Origin of the sequence: Streptomyces sp. NPDC020681 (genome assembly GCF_044334895.1) — a bacterium.
Classification (GTDB): Bacteria; Actinomycetota; Actinomycetes; order Streptomycetales; family Streptomycetaceae; genus Streptomyces.
Genome location: NZ_JBIRTX010000015.1, coordinates 37658 through 64200, shown reverse-complemented (window position 1 = coordinate 64200; position 26543 = coordinate 37658). Strand labels below are relative to the sequence as shown.

Annotated in this window: 24 protein-coding genes and 1 riboswitch; of the genes, 8 read left to right on the top strand and 16 right to left on the bottom strand. The window is 68.8% G+C overall.

The window, feature by feature from the left end:
• Window positions 1-152 precede the first annotated feature (152 nt).
• Complete coding sequence (locus ACH4YL_RS29585; RefSeq protein ID WP_398510508.1) at window positions 153-1514, bottom strand: NYN domain-containing protein; 1362 nt, start codon at window positions 1512-1514, stop codon at window positions 153-155.
• Window positions 1515-1546: 32 nt separating this feature from the next.
• Window positions 1547-1789: a hypothetical protein gene (locus tag ACH4YL_RS29580; RefSeq protein WP_398510507.1), complete on the bottom strand. Its 243-nt coding sequence runs from the start codon at window positions 1787-1789 to the stop codon at window positions 1547-1549.
• Between the two features lie 117 nt (window positions 1790-1906).
• On the opposite strand from ACH4YL_RS29580, the gene ACH4YL_RS29575 reads away from it, so the two are divergent.
• Complete coding sequence (locus tag ACH4YL_RS29575; RefSeq protein WP_398510506.1) at window positions 1907-2641, top strand: rhomboid family intramembrane serine protease; 735 nt, start codon at window positions 1907-1909, stop codon at window positions 2639-2641.
• Window positions 2638-2919, top strand: a complete 282-nt coding sequence (locus ACH4YL_RS29570) for an Lrp/AsnC family transcriptional regulator (protein WP_398510505.1) — start codon at window positions 2638-2640, stop codon at window positions 2917-2919. Before ACH4YL_RS29575 ends, ACH4YL_RS29570 begins: the two co-directional genes overlap by 4 nt.
• Before the next feature lie 97 nt (window positions 2920-3016).
• Here the strand turns inward: ACH4YL_RS29570 and ACH4YL_RS29565 are convergent, their stop codons facing one another.
• The 6 genes from ACH4YL_RS29565 to ACH4YL_RS29540 form a co-directional block, all read right to left on the bottom strand.
• A complete protein-coding gene (locus ACH4YL_RS29565) occupies window positions 3017-4438 on the bottom strand; it encodes an aminotransferase class V-fold PLP-dependent enzyme (RefSeq protein ID WP_398510504.1) in 1422 nt (473 codons plus the stop codon).
• 208 nt (window positions 4439-4646) lie between these two features.
• Window positions 4647-4764: riboswitch (SAM riboswitch) on the bottom strand.
• 145 nt (window positions 4765-4909) lie between these two features.
• On the bottom strand, window positions 4910-5974 hold the full coding sequence (gene trpD, locus ACH4YL_RS29560) for an anthranilate phosphoribosyltransferase (RefSeq protein WP_398510503.1): 1065 nt from the start codon (window positions 5972-5974) through the stop codon (window positions 4910-4912).
• 138 nt (window positions 5975-6112) lie between these two features.
• Window positions 6113-7735: a cytochrome bc complex cytochrome b subunit gene (locus ACH4YL_RS29555; protein ID WP_398510502.1), complete on the bottom strand. Its 1623-nt coding sequence runs from the start codon at window positions 7733-7735 to the stop codon at window positions 6113-6115.
• A complete protein-coding gene (locus ACH4YL_RS29550; protein ID WP_398510501.1) occupies window positions 7732-8787 on the bottom strand; it encodes a Rieske 2Fe-2S domain-containing protein in 1056 nt (351 codons plus the stop codon). The genes ACH4YL_RS29555 and ACH4YL_RS29550 overlap by 4 nt, the downstream gene beginning before the upstream one ends.
• Complete coding sequence (locus ACH4YL_RS29545) at window positions 8784-9593, bottom strand: c-type cytochrome (RefSeq protein ID WP_398510500.1); 810 nt, start codon at window positions 9591-9593, stop codon at window positions 8784-8786. Before ACH4YL_RS29545 ends, ACH4YL_RS29550 begins: the two co-directional genes overlap by 4 nt.
• A gap of 77 nt (window positions 9594-9670) precedes the next feature.
• Window positions 9671-10291, bottom strand: a complete 621-nt coding sequence (locus tag ACH4YL_RS29540) for a heme-copper oxidase subunit III (protein ID WP_398510499.1) — start codon at window positions 10289-10291, stop codon at window positions 9671-9673.
• Window positions 10292-10461: 170 nt separating this feature from the next.
• On the opposite strand from ACH4YL_RS29540, the gene ACH4YL_RS29535 reads away from it, so the two are divergent.
• Window positions 10462-10863 (top strand): hypothetical protein, encoded by a 402-nt coding sequence (locus ACH4YL_RS29535; RefSeq protein ID WP_398510498.1) that lies wholly within the window; start codon window positions 10462-10464, stop codon window positions 10861-10863.
• 28 nt (window positions 10864-10891) lie between these two features.
• Here ACH4YL_RS29535 and ACH4YL_RS29530 read toward each other — a convergent pair whose 3' ends face one another.
• From ACH4YL_RS29530 to coxB, 4 genes are all read right to left on the bottom strand, one after another.
• Entirely contained in the window at window positions 10892-12157 is a 1266-nt protein-coding gene (locus tag ACH4YL_RS29530) for an Ig-like domain-containing protein (RefSeq protein ID WP_398510497.1), read from the bottom strand.
• A gap of 130 nt (window positions 12158-12287) precedes the next feature.
• Window positions 12288-12686, bottom strand: a complete 399-nt coding sequence (locus tag ACH4YL_RS29525) for a cytochrome c oxidase subunit 4 (RefSeq protein WP_398510496.1) — start codon at window positions 12684-12686, stop codon at window positions 12288-12290.
• A complete protein-coding gene (gene ctaD, locus ACH4YL_RS29520) occupies window positions 12683-14419 on the bottom strand; it encodes a cytochrome c oxidase subunit I (RefSeq protein WP_398510495.1) in 1737 nt (578 codons plus the stop codon). The genes ACH4YL_RS29525 and ctaD overlap by 4 nt, the downstream gene beginning before the upstream one ends.
• On the bottom strand, window positions 14416-15372 hold the full coding sequence (gene coxB, locus ACH4YL_RS29515; RefSeq protein ID WP_398510494.1) for a cytochrome c oxidase subunit II: 957 nt from the start codon (window positions 15370-15372) through the stop codon (window positions 14416-14418). Before coxB ends, ctaD begins: the two co-directional genes overlap by 4 nt.
• Before the next feature lie 258 nt (window positions 15373-15630).
• Here coxB and ACH4YL_RS29510 point away from each other — a divergent pair, with 258 nt between their 5' ends.
• Entirely contained in the window at window positions 15631-17001 is a 1371-nt protein-coding gene (locus ACH4YL_RS29510) for a cysteine desulfurase/sulfurtransferase TusA family protein (RefSeq protein WP_398510493.1), read from the top strand.
• Between the two features lie 54 nt (window positions 17002-17055).
• On the opposite strand, the gene ACH4YL_RS29505 is transcribed toward ACH4YL_RS29510, so the two are convergent.
• The gene (locus ACH4YL_RS29505; RefSeq protein WP_398510492.1) at window positions 17056-18030 is read right to left on the bottom strand and encodes a carbohydrate kinase family protein; all 975 of its coding nucleotides are present in this window, start codon (window positions 18028-18030) and stop codon (window positions 17056-17058) included.
• A gap of 130 nt (window positions 18031-18160) precedes the next feature.
• Between ACH4YL_RS29505 and ACH4YL_RS29500 the strand changes: the two genes are divergently transcribed.
• Both ACH4YL_RS29500 and ACH4YL_RS29495 read left to right on the top strand, forming a co-directional pair.
• Window positions 18161-18367 carry a hypothetical protein gene (locus tag ACH4YL_RS29500; protein ID WP_398510491.1) on the top strand — a complete coding sequence of 69 codons (207 nt, stop codon included), beginning with the start codon at window positions 18161-18163 and terminating at the stop codon, window positions 18365-18367.
• A gap of 129 nt (window positions 18368-18496) precedes the next feature.
• Window positions 18497-20014 (top strand): hypothetical protein, encoded by a 1518-nt coding sequence (locus tag ACH4YL_RS29495; RefSeq protein ID WP_398510490.1) that lies wholly within the window; start codon window positions 18497-18499, stop codon window positions 20012-20014.
• 107 nt (window positions 20015-20121) lie between these two features.
• On the opposite strand, the gene ACH4YL_RS29490 is transcribed toward ACH4YL_RS29495, so the two are convergent.
• Window positions 20122-20478 (bottom strand): iron-sulfur cluster assembly accessory protein, encoded by a 357-nt coding sequence (locus tag ACH4YL_RS29490; protein ID WP_023542295.1) that lies wholly within the window; start codon window positions 20476-20478, stop codon window positions 20122-20124.
• A gap of 267 nt (window positions 20479-20745) precedes the next feature.
• On the opposite strand from ACH4YL_RS29490, the gene nadA reads away from it, so the two are divergent.
• Window positions 20746-21936 carry a quinolinate synthase NadA gene (nadA, locus tag ACH4YL_RS29485; protein WP_398510489.1) on the top strand — a complete coding sequence of 397 codons (1191 nt, stop codon included), beginning with the start codon at window positions 20746-20748 and terminating at the stop codon, window positions 21934-21936.
• Between the two features lie 17 nt (window positions 21937-21953).
• Here nadA and ACH4YL_RS29480 read toward each other — a convergent pair whose 3' ends face one another.
• Complete coding sequence (locus tag ACH4YL_RS29480) at window positions 21954-22637, bottom strand: alpha/beta fold hydrolase (protein WP_398510488.1); 684 nt, start codon at window positions 22635-22637, stop codon at window positions 21954-21956.
• A 54-nt stretch (window positions 22638-22691) separates the two neighbouring features.
• Here ACH4YL_RS29480 and ACH4YL_RS29475 point away from each other — a divergent pair, with 54 nt between their 5' ends.
• On the top strand, window positions 22692-23183 hold the full coding sequence (locus ACH4YL_RS29475) for a GNAT family N-acetyltransferase (protein ID WP_398510487.1): 492 nt from the start codon (window positions 22692-22694) through the stop codon (window positions 23181-23183).
• Between the two features lie 87 nt (window positions 23184-23270).
• On the opposite strand, the gene ACH4YL_RS29470 is transcribed toward ACH4YL_RS29475, so the two are convergent.
• Window positions 23271-26411, bottom strand: coding sequence for an efflux RND transporter permease subunit (locus ACH4YL_RS29470; protein WP_398510486.1), 3141 nt, complete (start codon window positions 26409-26411; stop codon window positions 23271-23273).
• Window positions 26412-26543: the final 132 nt, after the last annotated feature.

The window sequence follows — 26543 nt, the reverse complement described above, 5'->3', positions numbered from 1 at the left end:
CGAGGCCTGACCTTAGTGACCTTCCTGTGATCAGTTCAAATCCTCATCAGAAAAATCTGTCCCCCGAAGCGCATTCTTTACACACACCACACGGCGAGTAGCGAGCACTTGACGGTACGTTCCGTGAAATCGGGCATTAGGCCCAGGAGTTACTAGACGCGCGAAAGCCGCTTCAGCAACAAGGCGGACGCAACGGGCCTGGCTCCGGCCTTCGCGACTCCGTCGGCGACTTCGCGGTCGGTGGAGACGACCACGACCGGCCTGCCCGGCGGCTCGGCACGCACCAGCTGACGGATCAGCTCGTCGGCCGTCACACCCGGCTTGGAGAACAGCACCCGCACCCCGCGCGGCGGCGCAAGCAGCACGGGAGCCGCCAGCTCGGCGCCGTCGAAGACACAGGTGATCTCGGCCCCGGTCTGCGCCGCCAGCACCGAGAGCCCGCCCAGCAGCCGCAGCCGCTGCTTCTCCAACGGCATCGTCGGATAGCCGGTCTTGGTGACGTTGTAGCCGTCCACCACCAGATGGGCCTGGGGCAGCGCGAGCAGCTGGTCGAGCAGCGCGGGGTCCATTTCGGACAGCGCGCGGGCGGCGATGTCCTTCGGCGACATCCGGCCGGGCTCGACGGCGTCCACGGTGTCCGCCGGATGGATCGCGGCGGGCGGCAGGGCGAGTTCGCGCCGCAGGCCCTGAGCCGACTCCAGCACGGTGTCCAGCAGCAGCCGCAGTCTCATGTCCTCTATGGAGCGGCCCTCGCGGGCGGCCCGGCGGCCCGCCTCCACGGCCGCCTCTGCCTCGCCGAGGCGCGCCTTGAGCCGCCGGCTCTCGCTCTCCGCGGCCGAGACCTGTGCGGCGGCCTCCGCCCTGGCGGTCTCGATCTCGGCGCTCACCCGGCGCACCGCGGCCTCGCCGCGCTTCATGTCGCTCTGGGCGCTGCGCAGCTTGCGGCGAAGCGATTCGGCTTCCTTGCGGGCCGCCTCGAGCTCCGTACGCAGCCGTTCCGTCTCGCTCTTGGTCTGGCCGCGGGCCTCGACGAGCTCCGCGCGCAGCCGCTCCAGCTCGCGCCGGCCCGCCTCGTCGGCACGCTCGGCGTCCGCGCGCTGGGCCTCCTCGCCGGCGGCGGCGACAAGTTTCACCCATCCGGTGGGCCGCAGCACATAGGCGGCGGCCGCCACATCGAGCGGATCCGCGGCGGCGGGCGGCGATCCGGCCGTCAGCGCGCCGGACAGTTCGGGCTGTGCCTGGCTGACTCGTTCGGCGATGCGCTGCCGGAAGACGGGGTCGCTCTCCAGCGCGGCGGCCATCGCGTTGCCGGCGAACTTGGCGCGCCGGGACGGCGTGAAGCGGGCGTACTGCCGCAGCTGGGACGGAAGTTCGGAGACCGTGAGCCCGCCGAAGGCGTCCGAGACCAGCGCCACGACCCGGTGCCGTACGCCTTCCGGCAACGGCCGGTCGAGCGCCTCGGCGGCGTCGCCGGCCGCACCGGCCGGCTCGGCGCCGCTCTCAGGCTGCTCCACGATCCGTCACCCCTACCCGTTCGGGCCGCTCCTCAGGAACCGGCGCCCGGCCTGTCCACCAACTCGATCTTGTCCACCGCGTTGCACCACCGGCAACGCACCGATTCGATGGTCTCACTGACCACCTCGCGCTCCTCGACCGTCGGTTCTCCGGCCAGGTCCAGATGGACGTATTCGACGACCTTCGACGAGCGGGTGACGTCGAAACGGGTGAGGTTGCCGCAGAGCGTGCACCGCCAGCGGGTCTCGGCCGTCGGCGAAGGGACCGTCGTCATCGTTCCGTCCTCTGTAGAACCGCGGATGTACTCCCCGTAACCCTACGGCCTCGCAGGTACCCCAGGGCACGGCGAGGCGCTCTGTACCGTTCAGCCCCACTACGCCATGCTCTGTCCATGATCGGTTGGCGGGGTGCCGCCCTGGGTGCGGTCCGGGGGGCGGCGACGGGACCCGCGGTGACATACGGCGTGATCGCCGTCTGCTGCGCGGTGTTCCTGATCAGCCCCGTCTCGGGGCTGAATCCGGTGTACGGCACCGGTGACGCGCTGCTCTCCGCACAGAGCGGATACTTCGAGCGCTGGGGCGTGATCCCCGACGAACTGATGAGCGGCACCGCCGACACACTCGTCACCCCCTTCACCGCCCTCTTCGTCCACGGCAGCTGGCTGCACCTCCTCGGCAACATGCTCTTCCTCTACGTCTTCGGCGCGATGGCGGAGGAACGGATGGGGCAGCTGGAGTTCGGCCTCTTCTATCTCGGCTGCGGCTATCTCGCCCTGCTCGCCTACGCGGCGGCCAACGCCGAGTCCGACCAGACCCTGGTGGGAGCCTCCGGAGCGATCTCGGGCGTCCTCGGCGCCTTTCTGTACCTCTTCCCGAAGGCCCGGGTCACCAGTCTCTTCCCGTTCCTCTTCTTCCTGCCGCTGCGCTTCCCGGCCTGGATCGTGCTGATCTTCTGGTTCGTCCTGCAGTGGCTGGCGGCTCGCGGCGCGGGCAGCGGGCCGGGGGTCGCGTATCTGGCGCACCTGGTGGGGTTCGGCGTCGGCTTTCTCTACGCATGGGGCCGGTTCCGGCAGGGGACTACAGTGAAGGCCCAAGCAGCGGCCACCGAGGGAGAAAGCCAGCCGTGATCACCGCGATCGTGCTCATCAAGACCAGCGTGGACCGCATCCCCGAGATCGCCGAGTCGATCGCGGCGCTGGAGAACGTCAGCGAGGTCTTCTCCGTCACCGGTACGTACGATCTGATCGCCATGGTCCGGGTGAGCAAGCACGAGGACCTGGCGGACGTGATCCCGGGCCGCATCAGCAAGATCGCGGGTGTGGAGGGCACGGACACGCATGTCGCGTTCCGCACGTACTCCCAGCACGACCTCGAGGCGGCGTTCGCGATCGGCCTCGACTCCTGACAGCCGCACCTGAACAGGCCCGCGCCGGACGGCGCGGGCCTGTTCGAGTTTCAGCGGGCCTGTTCAGGTATCAGCGGGCCCAGACATTCAGCGGCTGTCACACCGCAGGGACGCACCGGCCGTCCTCCGTGCGGTAGGCCCACTTCGCGCCGTCCCGCACCAGTTCCTTCACCGCTCCCACGAAGCGCTCCACATGCTCGTCCGGCGTGCCCGCGCCGAAGCTGACGCGGATCGCGTTGAGCGACCGCTCGCCCGGCTCCGCCTCCGGCGCACCGCACTCGCCCGGGTCCTGCGGGTCGCTGCCGAGCAGAGTGCGGACCAGCGGGTGGGCGCAGAACAGGCCGTCACGGACGCCGATGCCGTACTCAGCGGAGAGGGCCGCCGCGAAGTGCGAGCTGTTCCAGCCCTCGACCACGAACGAGATGACCCCCACCCGGGGCGCGTCGTCGCCGAACAGCGAGAGCACCCTGACCTCCGGCACCTGCGCCAGGCCGGCCCGGACCGTGTCGATGAGGTGCCGCTCACGGGCGACGAGGGTGTCGAACCCGGCCTCGGTCAGCGCCTTGCAGGCGGAGGCGATCGAGTAGACGCCGATGACATTCGGCGAACCGGCCTCGTGGCGGGCGGCCGTGGTGTGCCACTCGACGTCCACGCCACCGTCCGTGCGCCGCGCGACCTTCCGCGACGCGCCGCCGCCCGCGAGATACGGCTCCGCGTCCTGCAGCCAGTCCGCCCGGCCCGCCAGCACGCCCGAGCCGAACGGCGCGTACAGCTTGTGCCCGGAGAAGGCGACCCAGTCGACGCCCAAGTCCTGTACGGAGACCGGGTGGTGAGGCGCGAGCTGTGCCGCGTCGAGCACGATCCGGGCTCCGTGGGCATGGGCCGCCGCGGCGAGCTCCTTCACCGGCCACAGCTCACCGGTCACATTGGACGCACCCGTGACACAGACCAGCGCGGGGCCGCAAGGGTCCCGGTCCGCCAGCGCCCGCTCCAGCGTCGCGACGGCCTGGCCCGGCGTCCGCGGCGCGTTCAGATACGTCACCCGGGCCTCGCGCCACGGCAGCAGCGAGGCGTGGTGCTCGGTCTCGAAGACAAAGACCTCGCAGTCGGCGGGGAGGACGGACGCCAGCAGGTTGAGCGAGTCGGTGGTGGAGCGGGTGAAGACGACCTGGTCGCCGTCCCGGCAGTCCAGGAACTCATGGACCGTCGCGCGGCTGTTCTCGAACAGGTCCGTGGAGAGCTGCGAGAGGTATCCGGCGCCACGGTGCACGCTGCCGTAGTACGGGGCGTACGCGGCCACGTCGTCCCACACCCGCTGCAACGCCGGGGCGCTCGCCGCGTAGTCGAGCGCGGCGTAGGTGACCTCGCCGCCGGTCACGAGCGGGACGGTGACGTCCCGGCCGAGTACCGGCAGCGGGGCGGCACAGCAGGGTTCCCCGGCGTCGACGGCGGCGGACGAGGTGTCGGTGGCGAGGGCGGACGAGGTGTCGGTGGCGACGGCGTTCGGGCGTGCGGACATGGCGGTATCTCCCGGCAGGACAAGGCGGAATGGGCTCTTCGTGGACCCGTACGCCGGTGCGCTCAACGGCCGCTCGGCGCAGGGGGATTGCCTCAACACACGGCGGTGCCCGGGTGGAGGCGTACTGAAGAAGGGGCTGTTAGGCCCTATCGCATTCGCTTGCTCACGAGACTGCTCCCTTGAGGACCAGGACCCCAGGGCTTGCAGGGGTCCGCGCTTGCCGCGGGCCTCGCTGCCCACGGCCTGGTCTTCACCCGGGGCACCCCGCCACGGACGGAGGGTTGCCGGACAGCGGGCCGGGGCCGTAGTCGCTGTCACTCATGACCTGCCGAGACCGTATCCAGTCGCTCGCACGCGCGCAACCGCAGTCCGGATTCCGGGACACGGCGGCCCGGCCGGGCATCGCCGGGCCGAGCGGCCGTCCCGCACCAGGTCTGTCGTCTGGATCCGGCCTGAACCAGACGACAGACCCTAGGAGTTGCTGGCCGCGACCCAGCCGTCCAGCGCCCGCTTGGCGGACCCGGAATCGATCGACTCAGCCGCCTTGGCCATCCCGGCCCGCAGCTGCTCGGCGAGCGGGGCGTCGTCCGGCGCGAGGGCGACCAGCGCCGCCGCCGCGTTCAGCAGCACCGCGTCCCGTACGGGCCCGGTCTCGCCGTTCAGCAGCCGGCGGGCCACATCCGCGTTGTACGAGGCGTCCGCGCCCCGCAGCGCCTCCACCGGCACCAGGTCGACCCCGATGTCCCGCGGGTCGAACGACTCCTCGCGCACCGCACCGTCCCGTACCACCCAGACCCGGGACGTCGCCGTCGTCGTCAGCTCGTCGAGGCCGTCGTCGCCGCGGAAGACCAGCGCCGACGAGCCTCGGTCGGCCAGCACACCGGCCATGATCGGCGCCATCCGCGCGTCCGCGACCCCGGTGGCCTGGGCCTTCACCTTCGCCGGGTTGGTCAGCGGGCCCAGGAAGTTGAACGTGGTGCGGATGCCCAACTCCTTGCGGGCCGCCGCCACATGCCGCAGCGCCGGGTGGAACTTCACCGCGAAGCAGAAGGTGATCCCGGCCTCCTCCGCGACCTCGGCGACCCGCTGCGGGGTGAGCTCCAGGTTGACGCCGAGCTTCTCCAGCACGTCGGACGCGCCGCTCGCCGACGAGGCCGCGCGATTGCCGTGCTTGACGACCTTCGCGCCCGTGCCGGCGACGACGATCGCGGACATGGTGGAGATGTTCACCGTCTTGGCGCCGTCGCCGCCCGTGCCGACGATGTCGACGCTGGGGCCCGGCACGTCGATCAGATTCGCGTGCGCGTACATGGTCCGTACGAGACCGGTGATCTCGTCGACCGTCTCGCCCTTGGCGCGCAGCGCGACCGCGAAGCCCGCGATCTGCGCGTTGGTGGCCTCGCCGCTGAGGATCCGGTCCATCGCCCAGGCGGTGGCGTCGGCGCTCTGGTCACGGTTGTCGAGGAGGGCGTTCAGCACGCCGGGCCAGGAGAGGTCCGCCACGCTGTCGCCGCCAACCGGGGTCACAACGTTCATGGTCCGCTCCAGGGTCCACAGGCGAATGGGATGAGGCCACCCTATCCAGCCCCGGGGACGGCAAAGAGCCCCGTCCAGCGAATGGACGGGGCTCCTGCCGTGGCGAAAACGATCAGGCGATCGGTAACAGCCGGGCGGTCAGTGGTGACCGTGGCCGCTGGTGATCTCCTTGTACTCCTCGGAGGTCGGCTTGGGAATCTGGTTCCCCTCGCCGTAGTAGCCCTTGCTCAGCTTGGCCTTCAGCTTCTGGCCGCGGCCGATCTTGCGCTCCACGCCGTTCTCGTCCACCTCCGGGCCGATCTCGGCCGGCTCGTACTGCTCGTGCGCGGTGAGCGTGTGCAGATCGGACTGGTTGAGCGGCTCGTGGATCTCGACGAACTCACCGTGCGGCAGGCGCTTGATGATGCCGGACTCACGTCCGTGCAGCACCTTGTCGCGGTCGCGACGCTGCAGACCCAGACAGATCCGCTTGGTGACGATGAAGGCGAGGACCGGTCCGACGAAGAAGGCGATCCGGGCGAACCAGGTGATGTGGTTGATCGACAGGTTGAAGAAGATGGCGAACATGTCGTTGCCACCGGCGATCAACAGCACGAAGTACCAGGTCAGCCATGCCACACCGAAGGCCGTACGGGTCGGAGCGTTGCGCGGGCGGTCCAGGATGTGGTGCTCGCGCTTGTCCCCGGTGACCCAGGACTCGACGAACGGATAGACCGCGATCGCGACGAGCACCAACGGGAAGATCATCAGCGGGATGAACACACCCAGGGCGAGTGTGTGGCCCCAGGCGTTGATCTCCCAGCCAGGCATCGCCCGGATCAGGCCCTCGGAGAAGCCCATGTACCAGTCCGGCTGTGCGCCGGTGGAGACCTGGTCCGGGCGGTACGGCCCGAGCGCCCAGATCGGGTTGATCGAGGCGATGGCCGAGAGGACCGCGATGACGCCGAAGACGAGGAAGAAGAAGCCGCCGGCCTTGGCCATGTAGATCGGCAGCAGCGGCATGCCGACGACGTTCTTGTTCGTACGTCCGGGGCCCGCGAACTGCGTGTGCTTGTGGTAGAAGACCAGGATCAGATGCCCCACCAGCAGGCCCATCATGATGCCCGGCAGCAGCAGGATGTGGATCGAGTAGAAGCGGGGCACGAAGTCGGCGCCCGGGAACTCTCCGCCGAACAGGAAGAACGACAGGTAGGTGCCGACGACGGGCATCGACAGGACCGCGCCCTCCATGAACCGCACACCCGTACCGGAGAGCAGGTCGTCCGGGAGCGAGTAGCCGGTGAAGCCGGTGAACATGCCGAGCACCAGCAGCAGGAAGCCGAAGAGCCAGTTGATCTCGCGCGGCTTGCGGAACGCGCCCGTGAAGAAGACGCGCATCATGTGCACCAGCATGCCGGAGATGAAGACCAGCGCCGCCCAGTGGTGGATCTGCCGGATCAGCAGACCGCCGCGGACGTCGAAGCTGATGTCCAGCGTCGAGGAGTACGCCTCGGACATCCGGATGCCCTGCATCGGGACGTACGAGCCCTCGTACACGACCTCGTTCATGCTCGGGTGGAAGAACAGCGTCAGATACACACCCGTGAGGATGATGATGATGAAGCTGTAGAGGCAGATCTCACCCAGCATGAAGGACCAGTGGTCCGGGAAGATCTTGCGCATGTTGGCCTTGGCCAGGGAGTAGATCCCGAGCCGGCCGTCCGCCCAGTCGGCTACCCGCTCGCCGGCGGGTGCTTTCTTCGATTCCGGTGTGTTACTCATCCGCGCTCCCAGAAGGAAGGACCGACGGGCTCGTCGAAGTCGCCGAGCGCCTCGAGGTTGCCCTCCGCGTTCACGCCGATCCGCAGCTGCGGAAGGGGGTGGCCAGCAGGGCCGAAGATGACCTTGGCGCCGTCGGAGAGGTCGAAGGTGGACTGGTGGCACGGGCAGAGCACGTGGTGCGTCTGCTGCTCGTACAGGCTGACGGGGCAGCCGACATGGGTGCAGATCTTGGAGAAGGCCACGATGCCCTCGTGCGACCAGTCGAGCTCCTGCTTGTCCTTGATGTCCTTAGGCTGGAGCCGGACGATCATCAGGGCCGCCTTGGCGATCTCCTTCTGGAACTCGTGGCTGTCCTCCTCCAGGCCCTCGGGCATGGCGAAGGTCAGTGAGCCCACGGCGATGTCCTCGGGACGCAGCGGCTCGAGCGTGTTCATGTTGATGAGCTCGAGGCCCTTGCGCCACATCGTGGTGCGCAGCTTCTTCTCGGGCAGCGGGCCCAGGTCGCGCAGCAGCACCAGACCGGAGAGCGGCACCAGGGCCAGCGCGCCGAACATGGTGTTGCGGACCAGCTTGCGCCGGCCGAAGCCGGACTCCGCGGCGCCGTCCGCGAAGTCCGCCAGGACCTTGGCCCTGACCTCGGGCTCGGCGGCGATGGGGTGGCGCTCGTCGGCGATCTCCTGGTCGGACATGAGCGTCCGCGCCCAGTGGACCGCGCCCGCGCCGATGGCGAAGAGCGCGATGCCGAGCGTCGTGCCCAGCGCGAAGTTCAGCGCGCTGACATGGCCGAACGGCCAGATGTAGACGATCTCGTCGACCTTGATGGTCACGAAGGCCGCGATGAACGCGACCGTGGCCAGCATCGACAGGGTGAACAGGAAGGCGACCGTGCGCTCGGACCGCTTGGCGGCCCGCTCGTCGATGTCCTGGACGCGCGGCTTGTGGGCCGGCAGTCCCGGGTCCTTGAAGGGGTCGTCTTCGCGCGCCACCGCGCCGTGCGCGCCGTCCTGCTCTGCGGGCAGGTTCTTCTCTTCTGGAATCTCTTGGCTACTCATGACTTCTTGGCCTTAGCGGTGTGGGCCGCGACCCAGATGGCAACTGCGATCAACGCGCCCAGACCGGCGATCCAGCCGAACAGACCCTCGCTGACGGGGCCGAGGCCACCGAGCTTGAGGCCGCCGGGGCTCTCGGAGTCCCCGCTGTTCACGGTCTCGAGGTACGCGATGATGTCCTTCTTCTCCTGCTCCGGCAGCGTCGTGTCCGGGAAGGAGGGCATGTTCTGCGGGCCGGTCTGCATGGCCTCGTAGATGTGCTTCGGCGACACTCCCATAAGGTTCGGGGCGTACTTGCCGTTCGTCAGCGCGCCACCCTCTCCCGTGAAGTTGTGGCACTGGGCGCAGTTGGTGCGGAACAGGTCGCCACCACGGGCGATGTCCGCGCCCTCCGGGCTGACCTGCTTCTCGGTCGGCGTGATCGGACCGGCGCCGAGGGAGGCGACATACGCAGCAAGCTGGTCGATCTCGGCCTGCGTGTAGATGACCTTCTTCGCCGGCACCTGGGCGCCGGGCTGCTGGGCCGGCATCCGGCCGGTGCCGACCTGGAAGTCGACCGCGGCGGAGCCGACGCCGACCAGGCTCGGGCCGTCAGAGGTGCCCTGACCGCCGGTTCCGTGGCAGCTGGCGCAGCCGACGGTGTACAGCTTCTTGCCCTCCTCGATGGCGAGGGACTGGGCGGTTTCATCGGCCTGCGCCTTGTCCGCGGGCGCGAACGCGGCGTACAGCCCCCCAGTGGCCGCCAGCGCGAGGAGTAGGACGACGACCGCCGCCAGCGGATGGCGTCGTCGTGCGGAGAGCTTTTTCACGGATTACCCCGGTGTCAGGATCTTCAGCGTCGATGCTTCTGGACTGTGTCTGCTTCAGGCACTCAGTGCCTGCGCCGTTACTTGATCATGTAGATCGTGGCGAAGAGGCCGATCCAGACGACATCGACGAAGTGCCAGTAGTAGGACACGACGATGGCGGCGGTTGCCTGCTCGTGGGTGAATCTCCTGGCCGCGTACGTCCTGCCCAGGACCAGCAGGAAGGCGATGAGTCCGCCCGTCACATGCAGGCCGTGGAAGCCGGTGGTCAGGTAGAACACCGAGCCGTACGGGTTGGACGAGAGCGAGAGGCCCTCGTGCTTGACCAGTTCGGTGTACTCGAAGACCTGGCCGCCGATGAAGACCGCACCCATCACGAAGGTGATCACGAACCAGGCCCTGAGCTTCTTCACATCACCTCGCTCGGCGGCGAAGACGCCGAGCTGGCAGGTGAGGGAGGAGAGCACCAGGATCGTGGTGTTCGTCGCGGAGAACGGGAAGTTCAGGAGTTCCGCCTGAGACTTCCAGAACTCGGCGCCCGTCACCGATCGCAGGGTGAAATACATCGCGAAGAGGGCCGCGAAGAACATCAGCTCGGAACTCAGCCAGATGATGGTTCCGACGCTGGTGAGGTTCGGCCGATTGACCGACGGGTGCGCGTGCCCGGTTTCTACTGTCGTTGCTGTCGCCACGACCGACATTATGTCGGTCGCTTATCCCGCCCTCACCCCGGGGGGTGCCGTTCGGTGTGTCAGTGGCACTTGTCCAGCCCGAACGGCCCATCGAGGTGGTCGGCGAACAGCTGTTGACTGGGAGTCGGACGGAGTAGCATCCGCCGCATCGGTTCCTGATCCAACGACGCGGAGGAACAATGCAGCAGACCGCCACCGTGCTGGTCTACAGCGACGACGCCAACACCCGCGAGCAGGTGCGGCTGGCCGCAGGCCGCAGGCCGGCAGCCGACGTTCCGCCGGTGGAGTTCATCGAGTGCGCCACTCTGCCTGCGGTGCTGAAGCAGCTGGAGCAGGGCGGCGTCGACGTGTGCGTGCTGGACGGCGAGACCGTGCCGGCGGGCGGCATGGGCGTCTGCCGGCAGATCAAGGACGAGATCTTCAACTGCCCGCCCGTGCTGCTGCTGATCGGCCGCCCGCAGGACGCCTGGCTGGCCACCTGGAGCCGTGCGGAGGCCGCGGTGACGCTGCCGGTGGACCCGGTGGAGTTCGCGGACTCCCTGGCCGCTCTGCTGCGCGGCAGGTTGTCCGTGGAGGCCTGAGCACCCGCCCGAGCCCCGCCCTGAGTTCTCAGACCTGGGGCCGCAGCCTTGCCACGTCGGCAGGGTTGGTGACGTCCCCGGTCTGGGCGACTATCGCGCTGCCCTTGCGCCACTTGTCCCAGGACACGTTCCAGTCGCCGAAGCCGTTGCCGAACGGGTCCATGTCCGCGCCGGCGCTGTTGATGACGCTGACGACATCGCCCTCGCGGACGGTCTGGAAGAACCACGCAGCGTTGCCGGTCGACATCCCCGTGCAGCCGTGGCTGACGTTGGCGGACCCCTGCGAGCCGACCGACCAGGGCGCGGCGTGGACGTACTCACCGCTCCAGGTGACCCGCGTCGCGTAGTACACGGGCAGGTCGTACGAGTCGGCGCTGCCCTCCGCTATGCCGATGCTGGTGCCGCGCATCCGTACGAAGTACTCCTTGCCGAGCACGACCTTGATTCCGTTGCGGGTGGAGAAGCCGGGCTTGCCCGTGGTCACCGGAATGGTGTTGATCACTTCTCCGTTGCGCTTGACCGTCATGGAGTGCGCGGCCGCGTCGGTGATGGCTTCTATGCGGTCGCCGATGGAGATCTTCAGCCCCTTCGAGGCGCCGCCGTAGAGCTTGTTGGAGACCTTGACGCCCTGCAGGTTGCTGGTGGCGTTGACGGTCGCTCCGGCGGGCCAGTACTCCTTGGGGCGGAAGTGCAGCTTCTTGTCGTCGACCCAGTGCCATCCGCCCTCCACCGCGGGCTGGGACGAGATCTTCAGCGCGCGTTCGACGACGACTCTGGCCTCTTTGGCCTTGACCGGCATGCTGAGCTCGGCGGTGATGGGCTGGCCGACGCCGTACTTGCCCGCCTGCGGGCCGAACTTCACCGTCAGCAGCCTCTTGGCCGGGGCGGTCTCGAACTTCATCGTGCGGGAGCCCGGGGAGCCGTCCTCGTCCTCCGTGGAGACCTTGACGGTGTACTTGGCGCCGGCGGACAGCGGCGCGGTGGAGCGCCAGCGGCTGCCGTCGGCGGCGAGTTCGCCGGCCAGGAAGTGGCCGGAGTCGTCGGTGACCGTCACATCGGTTATCCGGCCGCCGTCGCCCTTGGCGACGACCTCAAGAGGCTTGTCCGGGTCCACCTTGGAGGTGTTCTTGGCGGTGTTCTTGGACGTGTTGAAGGAGACCTGCTCCGCGGCGTCGAAGGGCTTCGCGGAGAGCGGATGGCCGCTGGGACCGCCGCACGCGGTCGCGACCGCCCCGAGTGAGACGACCAGGATGGTGCAGCTGAGAACGGTGCGAAAGCGCGGCGTCTGGTTCATAAGCACACGTTATGAAGATCAGTCAGCAGCGGCGCGCTGAGTGCGTGCAAACGGACGGGCCCGGATCCCCCTCAGGAGTGAAGGGGATCCGGGCCCGGCTCGTGGCGTCTTGACGCCGCTTGACGCGGTGTTACTGGTTCTGGCTCTCACCGCGGTAGTACTCGAACACCCAGCCGAACAGGCCGACCAGGATCACCGGCAGCGAGAAGAAGAGCAGCCACCAGCCGATCGCGACCGAGAGGAAGGCGAGCGCACCGCCGATGCCGAGCGAGAGCGGCTGCCAGCTGTGCGGGGAGAAGAACCCCACCTCGCCGGCCTCGTCCGAGACATCGGCCTCCTTGTTGTCCTGGGCCATGGCGTCCACTCGCCGGGCCGTGAAGGCCAGGTAGTAGCCGATCATGATGGCCAGGCCGAAGGCCAGGAAGAGCGCGGTGGTACCGGCAGGCTCCTTCGACCACACGCCGTACAGGATCGCCACGGCGAGGATGAAGACGCTGAGCCAGAGGAACATCTTGCCCTGGATCCTCACTTGCCGGCCTCCTTGCCACCGGTGAGAGCCTGGCCTGCGCCGTGGCTCTCGAGCTGATCGAGGGCCGCGATCTCAGGGTGGTGCAGATCGAAGGCCGGGGATTCGGAACGGATCCGCGGAAGGGTGAGGAAGTTGTGCCGCGGCGGCGGGCAGGGCGTCGCCCATTCGAGCGAACGGCCGTAGCCCCACGGGTCGTCGACCTCGACCTTCTTGCCGTACTTGGCGGTCTTCCAGACGTTGTAGAAGAACGGCAGGACCGACAGACCGAGCACGAACGAGCTGATCGTGGAGATGGTGTTCAGCGCGGTGAAGCCGTCGGCCGCGAGGTAGTCCGCGTACCGGCGCGGCATGCCCTCGGCGCCCAGCCAGTGCTGCACCAGGAACGTGCCGTGGAAGCCGATGAACAGCGTCCAGAACGTCATCTTGCCGAGCCGCTCGTCCAGCATCTTGCCGGTCATCTTCGGCCACCAGAAGTGGAATCCGGCGAACATCGCGAAGACCACGGTGCCGAAGACGACGTAGTGGAAGTGCGCGACGACGAAGTACGAGTCGGAGACGTGGAAGTCCATCGGCGGCGAGGCCAGGATGACGCCGGTCAGACCACCGAAGGTGAACGTGACCAGGAAGCCGATCGTCCAGAGCATCGGTGTCTCGAAGGACAGCGATCCCTTCCACATGGTGCCGATCCAGTTGAAGAACTTCACACCGGTCGGTACCGCGATCAGGAAGGTCATGAAGGAGAAGAACGGTAGGAGCACGCCGCCTGTGACGTACATGTGGTGCGCCCACACCGTCACGGACAGACCGGCGATCGCGATCGTCGCACCCACCAGACCGATGTAACCGAACATCGGTTTGCGGGAGAAGACCGGGATGATCTCCGAGACGATGCCGAAGAACGGCAAGGCGATGATGTACACCTCTGGATGGCCGAAGAACCAGAAGAGGTGCTGCCACAGCAGCGCGCCGCCGTTGGACGAGTCGAAGATGTGGGCGCCGAACTTGCGGTCCGCCTCCAGCGCGAAGAGCGCGGCGGCCAGCACCGGGAAGGCCAGCAGCACCAGCACACCGGTGAGCAGGACGTTCCAGACGAAGATCGGCATCCGGAACATCGTCATGCCGGGCGCGCGCATGCAGATGATCGTGGTGATGAAGTTGACCGAGCCGAGGATCGTGCCGAAGCCGGAGAAGGCCAGACCCATGATCCACATGTCGGCGCCGATACCCGGCGAACGGACCGCGTCCGAGAGCGGGGAGTAGGCGAACCAGCCGAAGTCGGCCGCACCCTGCGGGGTGATAAAGCCGGCCACCGCGATCAGCGAGCCGAAGAGGTACAGCCAGTACGCGAACATGTTCAGCCGCGGGAACGCCACGTCGGGCGCGCCGATCTGCAGCGGCATGATCCAGTTCGCGAATCCGGCGAACAGCGGCGTCGCGAACATCAGCAGCATGATCGTGCCGTGCATCGTGAACGCCTGGTTGAACTGCTCGTTCGACATGATCTGCGTGCCCGGCCTGGCCAGCTCGGCGCGCATGAAGAGCGCCATGACTCCGCCGATGCAGAAGAACACGAACGACGTGACCAGGTAGAGCGTGCCGATGGTCTTGTGGTCGGTGGTGGTCAGCCACTTCACCACCACATTGCCGGGCTGCTTGCGCCGTACCGGCAGCTCGTTCTCGTACGAGTCGTCAGCTGCTGCGGCGGCACCCTGGGGTTCGTTGAGGATGCTCACAGTTGGTTCTTCTCCGCATTCCTGGCCGGGTCCGTCTGCTCAATGCCCGACGGGATGTAGCCGGTCTGCCCCTTCTCCGCCAGCTCCTTCAGGTGCTGCTGGTAGCGCTCCGGGGAGACCACCTTGACGTTGAAGAGCATCCGGGAGTGGTCGACACCGCAGAGCTCGGCGCACTTGCCCATGAAGGTGCCCTCCTGGCTCGGAGTCACCTCGAAGACGTTGGTGTGCCCGGGGATGACGTCCTGCTTGAACAGGAACGGGACCACCCAGAAGGAGTGGATGACGTCACGAGAGGTCAGGATGAACCGGACCTTCTCGCCCTTGGGCAGCCACAGGGTCGGGCCCGGGTTACCGGTCTGGGGGTTCCGGGTGCCGGGGACACCGGCGTCGTAGACGCCTCCCGCGCCGTCCAGGAAGTCCTCGCGGTACTTGTCCGGGACGGCCTCCAGTTCCTTGGCGGTCTTGGCGTTGCCCTGCACGCCTTCCACCGGCTCGACGTAGTTGAAGCCCCAGCTCCACTGGTAGCCGACCACGTTGATGGTGTGGACGGGCTTGGAGAGAGCGAGGAGCTTCGACTCGTCGCGCGCGGTGAAGTAGAAGAGCACCGACACGATGATGAGCGGGACCACGGTGTACAGGGCCTCAATGGGCATGTTGTACCGGGTCTGCGGAGGTACCTCCACCTTGGTGCGGCTGCGCCGGTGGAAGATGATGCTCCAGACGATCAGACCCCACACCAGCACGCCCGTGGCGAGCGCTGCCGCCCACGAGCCCTGCCAGAGGGAGAGGATCCGAGGGGCCTCTTCCGTTACCGGGGTGGGCATTCCGAGGCGGGGGAAGTCCTTGTATGTGCAACCAGAGGCGGTCGCCAGGACCACGCCCGCGGTCAGCACCTGGAGCAGCTTCCGCCGCATCGGGCGCCGCGACGAGCGGTCGGAGCCGTTGGGACTCACGTAGCGCCTTCCCGAGAGTCTCGGCCCGCGCGCGGATGCGGCCGTCTCGCTGGTCGGTCGCCGGCCCTGACGCGGGCAGGGGTTTGGATGTTTATGCGGACCAAACCCTACTGGACGCTATTTGGGGTCGCGCGGGGAGGGTGCCCAACGCGCCGTCCGACACCCCGAAGGGGTGGAGCGGCCCGGAGTCCCGGCCTCGGGAGGGCATCTGACGCTCCCTCCACGCACGGTGCCGGGCGGCGGAGTTAGCGTGGCCACGTGCCCTATTTCGACGTCGCGTCCTCCGCCCCGCTCCACCCGGTCGCCCGCCAGGCCCTGCAGGCCTCACTGGACGAAGGGTGGGCCGATCCCGCCCGGCTCTACCGCGAGGGGCGGCGCGCGAGGCTGCTGTTGGACGCGGCGCGGGAGGCCGCGGCGGAGGCTGTCGGGTGCCGTCCGGACGAGCTGGTGTTCACTCCTTCGGGGACACGGGCGATCCATCTGGGGATCTCGGGCGCGCTCGCGGGCCGTCGGCGTGTCGGTCGGCATGTGGTCGTGTCCGCGGTCGAGCACTCCTCCGTACTGCACGGAGTGGACGCGGACGGGCCGGACGTCACCCAGGTGCCGGTGGACCGGGCGGGTTCCGTGACTGCTGCCGCGTACGCCACGGCGCTGCGACCGGACACGGCGCTGGCCGCGCTGCAGTCGGCCAACCACGAGGTGGGCACCGAGCAGCCGGTGGCCGAGGTCGCCGACGCGTGCCGGGCGGCTGGTGTGCCGCTGCTGGTGGACGCGGCGCAGTCGCTGGCCTGGGGACCGGTGACGGGCGACTGGTCGCTGCTCGCCGCGAGCGCGCACAAATGGGGCGGGCCTTCGGGCGTCGGGCTGCTGGCGGTGCGCAAGGGGGTCCGGTTCGCGCCCCAAGGGCCCGCCGACGAGCGGGAGTCGGGCCGGTCGGCCGGGTTCGAGAACATCCCGGCGATCGTGGCCGCGGCGGCGTCGCTGCGGGCGGTACGGGCCGAGGCGGCGGACGAGGCGGGACGCCTTCGGGCGCTGGTCGACCGGATCCGGGCGCGGGTGCCGGAGCTCGTCCCGGACGTCGAGGTGGTGGGCGATCCGGTTCACCGGCTCCCCCATCTCGTCACGTTCTCCTGTCTCTATGTCGACGGAGAGACTCTGCTGCACGAGCTGGACCGGGCGGGGTTCTCCGTGTCGTCGGGCTCGTCCTGCACGAGCAGCACGCTGACACCGAGCCATGTGCTGCGGGCGATGGGGGTGCTGAGTGAGGGGAATGTGCGGGTTTCTTTGCCGCTGGGCACGTCCGGTGAGGATGTGGACCGGTTCCTGGAGGTGCTGCCGGGCGTGGTGGCCTCGGTACGGGAGCGGCTCGGCGCGCCGGTGTCCTCGCCGGGTACGGGGCTGACCTCGTCGCTCGTGGTGGACACGCTGGGCAAGCGGTGCCCGATCCCGGTGATCGAACTGGCGAAGGTGATCGGGGACGTCCCGGTGGGCGGCACGGTGACGGTGCTGTCGGACGACGAGGCGGCGCGGCTGGACATCCCGGTGTGGTGCGAGATGCGAGGGCAGGAGTACGTCGGGGAGCGGGCGGCGGAGCGGGGCTCCGCGTACGTGGTGCGGCGCCTGAGCTGAAGGTTCCGTTGCCGGCGAGGCCCCCTTGGAGCCCCGCCGGCGACGGCGGCACGGCTATGTCAGGTACTCGCGGACCTCAGCGCCCGCGTCGTGGCCGTACGCCTTGGTGAAGCGGTCCATGAAGTGCGCACGCCGCAGTGTGTACTCCTGGGTGCCGAGCGTCTCGATCACCAGAGTCGCCACCATGCAGCCGACCTGCGCCGCGCGCTCCAGGCTCACGCCCCAGGACAGGGCCGACAGGAAGCCCGCGCGGAACGCGTCGCCGACGCCGGTCGGGTCGACCTTGGCCTCCTCCTCCGGGCAGCCGACCTCGATCGCGTCCTGGCCGGCCACCTCGATGCGCACCCCGCGGGAGCCGAGCGTCGTGACCCGGTGGCCGACCCTGCCGAGGATCTCCTCGTCGCTCCAGCCGGTCTTGGACTCGATGAGCCCCTTCTCGTACTCGTTGGAGAAGAGGTAGGTCGCTCCGTCGAGGAGCGTGCGGATGTCGTCGCCGCTCATCCGCGCGATCTGCTGCGAGAAGTCCGCGGCGAACGGGATGGAGCGGGTCCGGCACTCCTCGGTGTGGCGGAGCATCGCCTCGGGGTCGTCCGCGCCGATCAGCACGAGGTCGAGTCCGCCGACCCGGTCCGCGACGGACTTGAGCTCGATCTGGCGGGCCTCGCTCATCGCGCCGGTGTAGAACGAGCCGATCTGGTTGTGGTCGGCGTCGGTGGTGCACACGAAGCGAGCCGTGTGCAGGACCTCGGAGATGCGGACGGAGTCCGTGTCCACGCCGTGCCGGTCGAGCCAGGCACGGTATTCGTCGAAGTCGGACCCGGCCGCGCCGACGAGGATCGGCTTGGAGCCGAGCTGGCCCATTCCGAAGCAGATGTTGGCGCCGACACCGCCCCGGCGTACATCGAGGTTGTCGACCAGGAAGGAAAGGGAGACCGTGTGCAGCTGTTCCGCGACCAGCTGATCGGCGAAGCGGCCGGGGAAGGTCATGAGATGGTCGGTTGCGATGGAGCCGGTGACTGCGATTCGCACGGCTATGCGCTCCTGAGGCGGGGTGGCGTTGACAGTTCACGCTACCGGGTCGAGCCACCCAGGTTGAAGTGCGGAAACTACCCGATAGTAGGTCTTTTTCGCGGACCCTCCAGGTGCGTACGGTGCGGTTATGACGAAGCCCATCGCCCCCCGCGAGTCGCGCGAGTCCGAGATTTCTCTGGCCCAGCTGCGTGGTTACTGCGCAAGGATGGCTCCGCACTGGGTCGTGCCGGCAGTCGCCGTGCCCGCGCCCGTGCCTCCGTCCCGTATCCATGGTGTCGTCGTGCCCGCCTCTTCCGCGCGACTGCTGGACAACATGTCCGAATACGGCGACTGAGAAAGTACGGCGACCCGCATCTGAGGCTTCCAAGGGCGCATACGGGAACCATGCGCGCCCCTGCTCCGTCCCATCCGTGTCCCCGTACCACGCGCGTACGGCGGGGACACGAGACAAGGGAGCGATGCGGTGAGCAGCACGGAGAACACGCACGACAGCGCACGCCGCCGGCGTTCCCCGCTCGCCGTCGCCTCGGTGGCGGCGGCGGTGCTGATCGCGGGCGGCGGGGGCGCGTACTTCGCGACGGCCGGATCCGGCGGCGACAGTGCGGATGCCAAGCGCGGTGCGCAGGCCGGTGGCAAGAACCCGCCGCCGCTCGCCCTCGACGGAGCAAGCGGCCGGGACGGCGCGGGAGGCATCGCGCCGGGCGAGCCCGACCCCACCGGCGGGACCGTCTACAAGGCCGCGGGCAAGCTGCCGGACGGCCCGGACAAGGCTGCCGTGCACCGTGCCGAGGGCGCGGTCACCGAGGCCGAGGTGACCCGGCTTGCGAAGGCGCTCGGACTCGCCGGCACGCCGCGGCTCGCCGGGCCGGCCTGGAAGATCGGCACGGAGAAGGACGGCGGCGGTCCGATGCTGCAGGTCAACAAGGACGCGCCCGGCACCTGGACGTACGCACGGTTCACTCCTTCGCCGAGTGGCGACAACTGCGTGAAGGTCGACGTCTGCCCGTCCGGCGGCGGAACGGACTCGGGCTCGGGCACCGGCGCGGCCAAGGACCTGCCGGCCGGCGGCCCCGCGGTGAGCGAGGAGGCGGCGAAGAAGGCCGCGGCTCCGGTGCTGAAGGCTCTCGGCCAGAGCGACGCCGAACTCGACGCCCGTCAGCTGATGGGCGCGGTGCGGGTGGTGAACGCGGATCCGGTGATCGGCGGGCTGCCGACATACGGCTGGTCGACCGGGATCCAGGTCGGCGCGGACGGTCAAGTGGTCGGCGGCAGCGGTCAGTTGAAGGTGCCCGAGAAGGGCGACGAGTATCCGGTGCTCTCCGCCGACGAGGCGCTGAAGCAGCTGAACAAGGACGCGAAGGGCAGCGGCCCGATCGGGATCGGCGGCTGCGCCACTCCGGTCCCGGCGGAGGGCGAGATCAAGCCGCAGGACGAGCCGAAGCCGGACGCACTGTGCGAGCCGGAGCGCAAGCCGGCCGGGCCTCAGCAGATGACGATCGGCAAGGCGGTGTTCGGACTGGCCGCGCAGTACGTGGACGGGCGGCAGGCGCTCGTACCGTCGTGGCTGTTCGAGGTGGCGCCCAAGAGCGGCGACCAGACGTTCACGATCGCCCAGACGGCGGTGGCCCCCAAATTCCTGAAGGCGCCCACGCCGCCGCAGAAGGACGTCAAGCCGACCGAGCCCCCGCAGGATCCGGTGGCGCCGTCCGACCGGCGGGTCCTGTCGTACAACGTGGACGGGCGCACACTGTCCGTGACGTTCTGGGGCGGGGTGTGCAGCGACTACGCGGCGACGGCGAGCGAGGCCGGCGGTCAGGTGAAGGTCAGGATCACCGAGACCAACCCGGACCCGGAGCGGGTCTGCATCGCCATCGCCAAGGAGCTGACGGAGCAGGTCACGCTGGACAAGCCGCTGGGCGACCGGAAGGTCGTGGACGCGGCGACGGGCCAGGCCGTGCCGCTGAAGGCGGCGAAGAAGTAGCCCGGCAGAAGCAGCTCAGCGAGTAGTTCGGCGCATGCCGAAGGCGGCGGTCCCGGTCTCGTCCGGGCCGCCGCCTTCGTATGTGGCACAGCCGTGCCGGCGCAGCCTTAGCTGAAGGAGTCGCCGCAGGCGCAGGAACCCGATGCATTCGGGTTGTCGATCGTGAAGCCCTGCTTCTCGATCGTGTCCACGAAGTCGATCGAGGCGCCGCCCAGGTACGGAGCGCTCATCCGGTCGGTGACGACCTTCACTCCGCCGAAGTCCTTGACGACATCGCCGTCGAGCGAGCGCTCGTCGAAGAAGAGCTGGTAACGCAGGCCGGAGCAGCCGCCGGGCTGAACGGCGACGCGCAGCGCCAGGTCGTCCCGGCCTTCCTGGTCCAGCAGGGCCTTGACCTTGCCAGCGGCGGCGTCGGACAGGAGGATGCCGTCGCTCACGGTGGTGGTCTCGTCCGATACGGACATCTGCTTCTCTCCCGGGTTGTACGGAGACTGCTTGCCGACAGTGCAACCGGCATGGCCGCGGATTCATTCCGGACCGAGGGCTTTTCTTGCTCTTTCATGCTCGCACACCGGCCCGGCGGGGGACACCGCCGTGTGGACAGGGGGTGCGTCACATCGACGTTATGGCCATCGTCAAAGTGACGTGAAGCAGTTATGATAGATAGCGTCAAATAGACGAGAAGGTCTTCGCGACCTGTCTTCCGACGACCTGTCTGCTGAGAAGAAAGGGTGCGTGACGTGACCACCGCCCAAGCCCGTACGGAGCTCGACGTCCAGCCGACGCCGCTCGCCCTGCTGCTGCTCGGCCGCGAGGCCGACCCCAGGAGTGAGCGCGGCGTCGAGTGCCCCGGCGACCTGCCGTCCCCGTCCGACCCGGACCTGGTGGAGCGCGCCCGTGCGGCGAAGGAGAAGCTCGGCGACAAGGTCTTCGTCCTGGGCCACCACTACCAGCGTGACGAGGTCATCCAGTTCGCGGACGTCACCGGTGACTCCTTCAAGCTGGCCAAGGACGCCGCGGCGCGCCCGGAGGCCGAGTACATCGTCTTCTGCGGCGTGCACTTCATGGCCGAGTCCGCGGACATCCTCACCTCCGACGACCAGAAGGTCGTGCTGCCGGACCTGGCCGCCGGGTGCTCGATGGCCGACATGGCTACGGCCGAACAGGTCGCGGAGTGCTGGGACGTGCTGACCGAGGCCGGCATAGCCGAGCAGGTGGTGCCCGTCTCGTACATGAACTCCTCGGCGGACATCAAGGCGTTCACCGGCAAGCACGGCGGCACGATCTGCACCTCGTCCAACGCCAAGCGCGCGCTGGACTGGGCCTTCGAGCAGGGCGAGAAGGTGCTGTTCCTGCCGGACCAGCACCTCGGACGGAACACCGCCGTACGGGAGATGGGCCTCTCCCTCGACGACTGCGTGCTGTACAACCCGCACAAGCCGAACGGCGGACTGACGGTCGAGGAGCTGCGCGCGGCGAAGATGATCCTGTGGCGCGGGCACTGCTCGGTGCACGGTCGTTTCTCGCTGGACTCGGTCAACGACGTACGCGAGCGGATTCCGGGCGTGAACGTCCTCGTCCACCCGGAGTGCAAGCACGAGGTCGTGGCGGCGGCGGACTACGTCGGCTCGACGGAGTACATCATCAAGACGCTCGAGGCGGCTCCGGCCGGTTCCAAGTGGGCGATCGGCACGGAGCTCAACCTGGTCCGCCGGGTCGCGAACGCGCACCCCGACAAGGAGGTCGTCTTCCTCGACAAGACGGTCTGCTTCTGCTCGACGATGAACCGGATCGACCTGCCGCACCTGGTGTGGGCGCTGGAGTCGCTGGCCGAGGGGAATCTGGTCAACCGGATCCAGGTCGACAAGGAGACGGAGAGCTTCGCGAAGCTGGCGCTGGAGCGGATGCTGGCGCTGCCGTAGCGCCCGGCACCCGGCGCCTACGGGGTGATCCGGTCGGCCAGTTCGGCCGGGTGGCTCAGCGCGAGGAGGTGTCCGCCGGGCACCTCCTCGACGGCGATGCCGAGCCGTTCCTCGGCGTTGCGGCGCTGGAAGTCGAGCGGGAAGAACCGGTCGTCGCGGCCCTGCAGGAAGCGGGTCGGCACGTCCGGCCACGCGGTCAGCGGCCACGGCTGGGTGAACACCGCCTCCGACGGTCCGGCTTCGCCCTGCTCCATGGCGGCGACGGTGACCTCCTGCGGTACGTCGTGGAAGAAGTCGACGAGCACGTCGAACTCGGCGTCCGGGTCGCGGCCCTGCTCCACCGCGAACGCCGCGCGCGCGTCGGCCTGGCCGGTGTTGGCCCACCAGTCGCCGGCGGTCTCGCCCGGCTTCGGGACCATGGCGTTGACCAGGATGAGCTGGTCGACCGGGAGGCGGTCGCAGACGAGCGGTGCGATGAATCCGGCGAGGGACTGGGCGACGAGCACGAGTTCGTCCGCGGGCCCGGGAGCGTCGCCGATCGCTCGTACGACAGTGTCCGTGTACTCGGCGAGACCGGCGGATTCGTCCTGCGGCAGGTCGACGGTGATGCCGTCGTGACCGCGCCGGTGCAACTCGGGCAGGACGAGATGCCAGTACCAGGCGCGGCCGTCGGCTCCGGGGATGAGTACGTACGTCGCCATGCGGCGCTCCTTACGCTCGGGAGCCCATCGTCGCGCGTGGATACGCTGGGCCGCATGCCCGCACTGTCACTTTCACCGCTCCGGTTCACGCCTGCAGAGACCGCGGAAGTGGTCGATCTGTACGCGAGCAACCCGGAGTACGCGCGTGCCGCGGGCGAACACGACCCGGAGAGCATCCTGGCGGAACTGCGGGAGGAGGCGGCCACCGACGGCTGCGAGGTGCTGCTCGCGCGCGACGAGGAGTCCGGCGGCCGGGTCAGCGCCCTGCTCTGCCTGCTGGACCGCCACCCGAAGGACGGACTCCCATGGATCGGCCTGCTGCTGGTCCACGGGGGCCTGCGCCGCAGGGGCATCGGCCGCGAACTGGTGGACGTTGTGGAGCGCCGCTTCCGCGCGGAGGGGCGGGAGGGGATCCGGCTCGCGGTCCTGGAGAACCACGCGCCGGCCCTGGCGTTCTGGACGTCTCTGGGCTGGCACGAAATCGACCGCCGCCGGGACGTGCAGCACGATCGCCCGTGCATCGTGCTGCACAAGCCCTTGGCGTGAGCGGGCTCGCCCGCCGAAGCAGAACCCGCCCGGCGCGGGCCCCTCTCGGGGACCGTGCCGGGCGGGCAGGCGTCGCTGTGCGCCTCGTTACGCGTTCGCCGGGGCAGGCTCCTGCGACTCGGCGGGCTGCGAGGGCTTGGAGTCCCCCGACTTGGCGTCCCGCTTCGCCGCCCGCTTCTTCGCGCGGCGCTCCTTGCGGAGTTCCACCATCGCGTAGAGCGTCGGCACCAGCAGCAGTGTCAGCAGCGTCGAGCTGATCAGGCCGCCGATCACCACCACCGCCAGCGGCTTGGCGATGAAGCCGCCCTCGCCCGTGATGCCCAGGGCCATCGGGAGCAGAGCGAAGATCGTCGCCAGGGCCGTCATCAGGATCGGGCGCAGCCGGTGGCGGCCGCCCTCGACGACCGCTTCGACCACGCCCAGGCCCTGAGCCCGGTACTGGTTGATCAGGTCGATCAGCACGATCGCGTTGGTGACCACGATGCCGATCAGCATCAGCATGCCGATCATCGCCGGGACACCCAGCGGCGTGCCGGTGGCCACCAGCAGACCGATCGCGCCCGTCGCCGCGAACGGGATGGAGACGAGCAGGATCAGCGGCTGGATCAGCGACTTGAAGGTGGCGACCAGCAGCATGAAGACGATGGCGATCGCCGCCAGCATCGCCAGGCCCAGCGCCGCGAACGCCTCGTCCTGGTCCTCCGAGACCCCGCCGATCGACGCGGTCGCGCCCTCCGGCAGGTCCAGCGTCTTGAGCTTGCTCTGGAGCGCGGAGCTGACCGCGCCGGTGTTGTCGCCGGTCGGCTTCGCCGAGATCGTCGCGGCCCGCGAGCCGTCGATCCGGGTCATCGACACCGGGCCCGGCACCAGCTGCACGTCCGCGATCTCGCTGAGCTTGACCCCGCCGAGGTTCAGACTGCGCAGTTCCGCAAGCGTCCTGGCCTGCTTCGCCGGCGTGATCACGACATCGCGCTCGGTGTCGTCGAGGATCGCCTTGGCCGTCGGGGTGCCGCGCACCGCCTGGCCGACGGCGAGGCCCAGCGTCGTCTCGTTGAAGCCGGCGTCCGCGGCCTTCGCGTTCGCCTTCACCGAGATGCGCGGGATGCTCTGCGCCAGGTCGCTCTGGACGTCGGTGACGTCGTCGAGCTTGGCGACCTCGGTCCGTACCGCCTCGGACGCCTTCTGCAGCGTGTCCGCGTCCGCGGCCTTGACCACGACGCTCAGATCCTGGTTGCCGAAGCCGTCGCCCGCCGCGATCGTCGTGTCGCCGATGCCGTCGAGCTTGGCGAGCTCCGCGTCGATGCGGTCACGGGTCTTCTCGTACGACGCGGCGTCCTTCAGCGTCATCTGGTACGACGCCTGGTTGGCCCCGGTGCCACCGCCGAACGCGGCCATGAAGCCGGAAGAACCGACGGTGACCTGGTAGTTCTTGATCTCGTCGAGGCCGCCGAGTACCTTCTCGACCTTCTTCGACGCGGCGTCGGCCGCCTCCAGGCTGGTGCCCGGCGGCAGCTCCTGCTTGATGGACATGACCTCCTGCTCGCCCTGGTCGAAGAAGTTGGTCTTCAGCAGTCCGGCCATGCCGAACGTGCCGAAGAGCACGACGAACGCGAGGACGACGCTGGTGATGCGGCGACGGGTGGCGAACCGCAGGACCGGGACGTACAGCCGCTGAAGCCGGCTGCGCGCCTCCTTCTCCTCCGCGATCCGGCGGGCCTCGTCCGGGTCCATGCCCCGTACGGCCTTCGGCGCGCGCAGGAACCAGAACGACAGGACGGGGACGACCGTCAGGGAGACCAGCAGCGAGGCCAGCAGGGCCGCGGTGATCGTCAGGCTGAACGAGCCGAACAGCTCGCCGACCATGCCGCCGACGAGCCCGATCGGCAGGAAGACCGCGACCGTGGTCAGCGTCGACGAGGTGACCGCGCCGGCCACCTCCTTCACGGCGGTGATGATCGCGCTCTGCCGCTCCTCGCCGTAGCCGAGGTGCCGCTTGATGTTCTCCAGGACCACGATCGAGTCGTCGACGACCCGGCCGATCGCGATGGTCAGCGCGCCGAGCGTGAGCATGTTGAGCGACAGGTCGCGGGTCCACAGCACGATCAGCGCGAGGACGACGGACAGCGGGATGGAGACCGCGGTGACCAGCGTGGAGCGGAGCGAGGCCAGGAAGACCAGGATCACGATGACCGCGAAAACCAGGCCGAGCGCGCCTTCGGTGGTCAGGCCGGAGATCGACTTGGAGACGGCCGGGCCCTGGTCGGAGACGACGGTGAGCTCGGCGCCGGCGCCGAGGTCCTTGCGCAGCTCGGGCAGCTTGTCCTCGACCGCGTTGGAGATGGCGACGGCGCTGCCGTCGTTGTCCATGGTGACCATGACGGCGAGGCTCGGCCTGCCGTTGGTACGGGTCAGCGAGACCGGGGTCGACTCGGTCTGCTTGACCGTGGCGATGTCACCGAGGCGTACGGGCTTGCCCTTCGCCGGCGGCGCCGCGGTGATCCGCAGCTCCTCGATCTGCTTCAGCGTGGTGAAGCCGCCGCCCACCTGGACCGTACGGCTCTTGCCCGCCTCGCTGAAGGAACCGGCCGGCAGCGTCGCGCCGCCCGCCTTCAGCGCCTCGCCGAGCGCCATGGTGTTCAGGCCCGCCGCGGCGAGCTTGCTGTCGTCGGGCGTGACGGACACCTGGAGGTCGCGCACACCGTCGACGGTGACCTGGCCGACGCCGTCGATGTCCTCGATCGCCGGGACGACGGTGCGGTCCAGCTGGTCGGCCAGCGCCTGCTGGTCCTTGTCGGAGGTGACGGCGAGCACGACGGTCGGGATGTCGTCGGTCGAACCGGCGACGACCTGCGGGTCGACATCGTCGGGCAGCTGCGTACGGGCCCGGTTCACGGCCTGCTGGACGTCGGCGACGAGCTGCTTGGTGCCGTCCCCGTACTCGAAGCTGGCCATGATCACGGCGTTGCCCTCGCTCGCCGTGGAGGTGATGCCCTTGATGCCGTCGACGGCCTTGAGGGTGGACTCGAGCGGTTCGACGACCTGCTTCTCGACCACATCGGGGGACGCGCCCTGGTACGGGGCGAGCACCGACACCATGGGCAGTTCGATGGAGGGCAGCAGCTGCTGCTTGAGCTGCGGTATGGCGATCGCTCCGAAGGCGATCGCGATGATCGACATCAGACCGACAAGGGCCCTTTGTGACAGGCTGAATCTGGACAGCCAGGACATGGGGTCTCTCTTCTGTGGCGTGCGAGGCGGGAAGTACGCAGAGCGGAACAAGCGGGCATGGTCGGAAGCCCACTCATACGATCAGGCATTCGAGAGGGCCCGACCGTCGACCCCAGGTCCAGTTCCTTATCT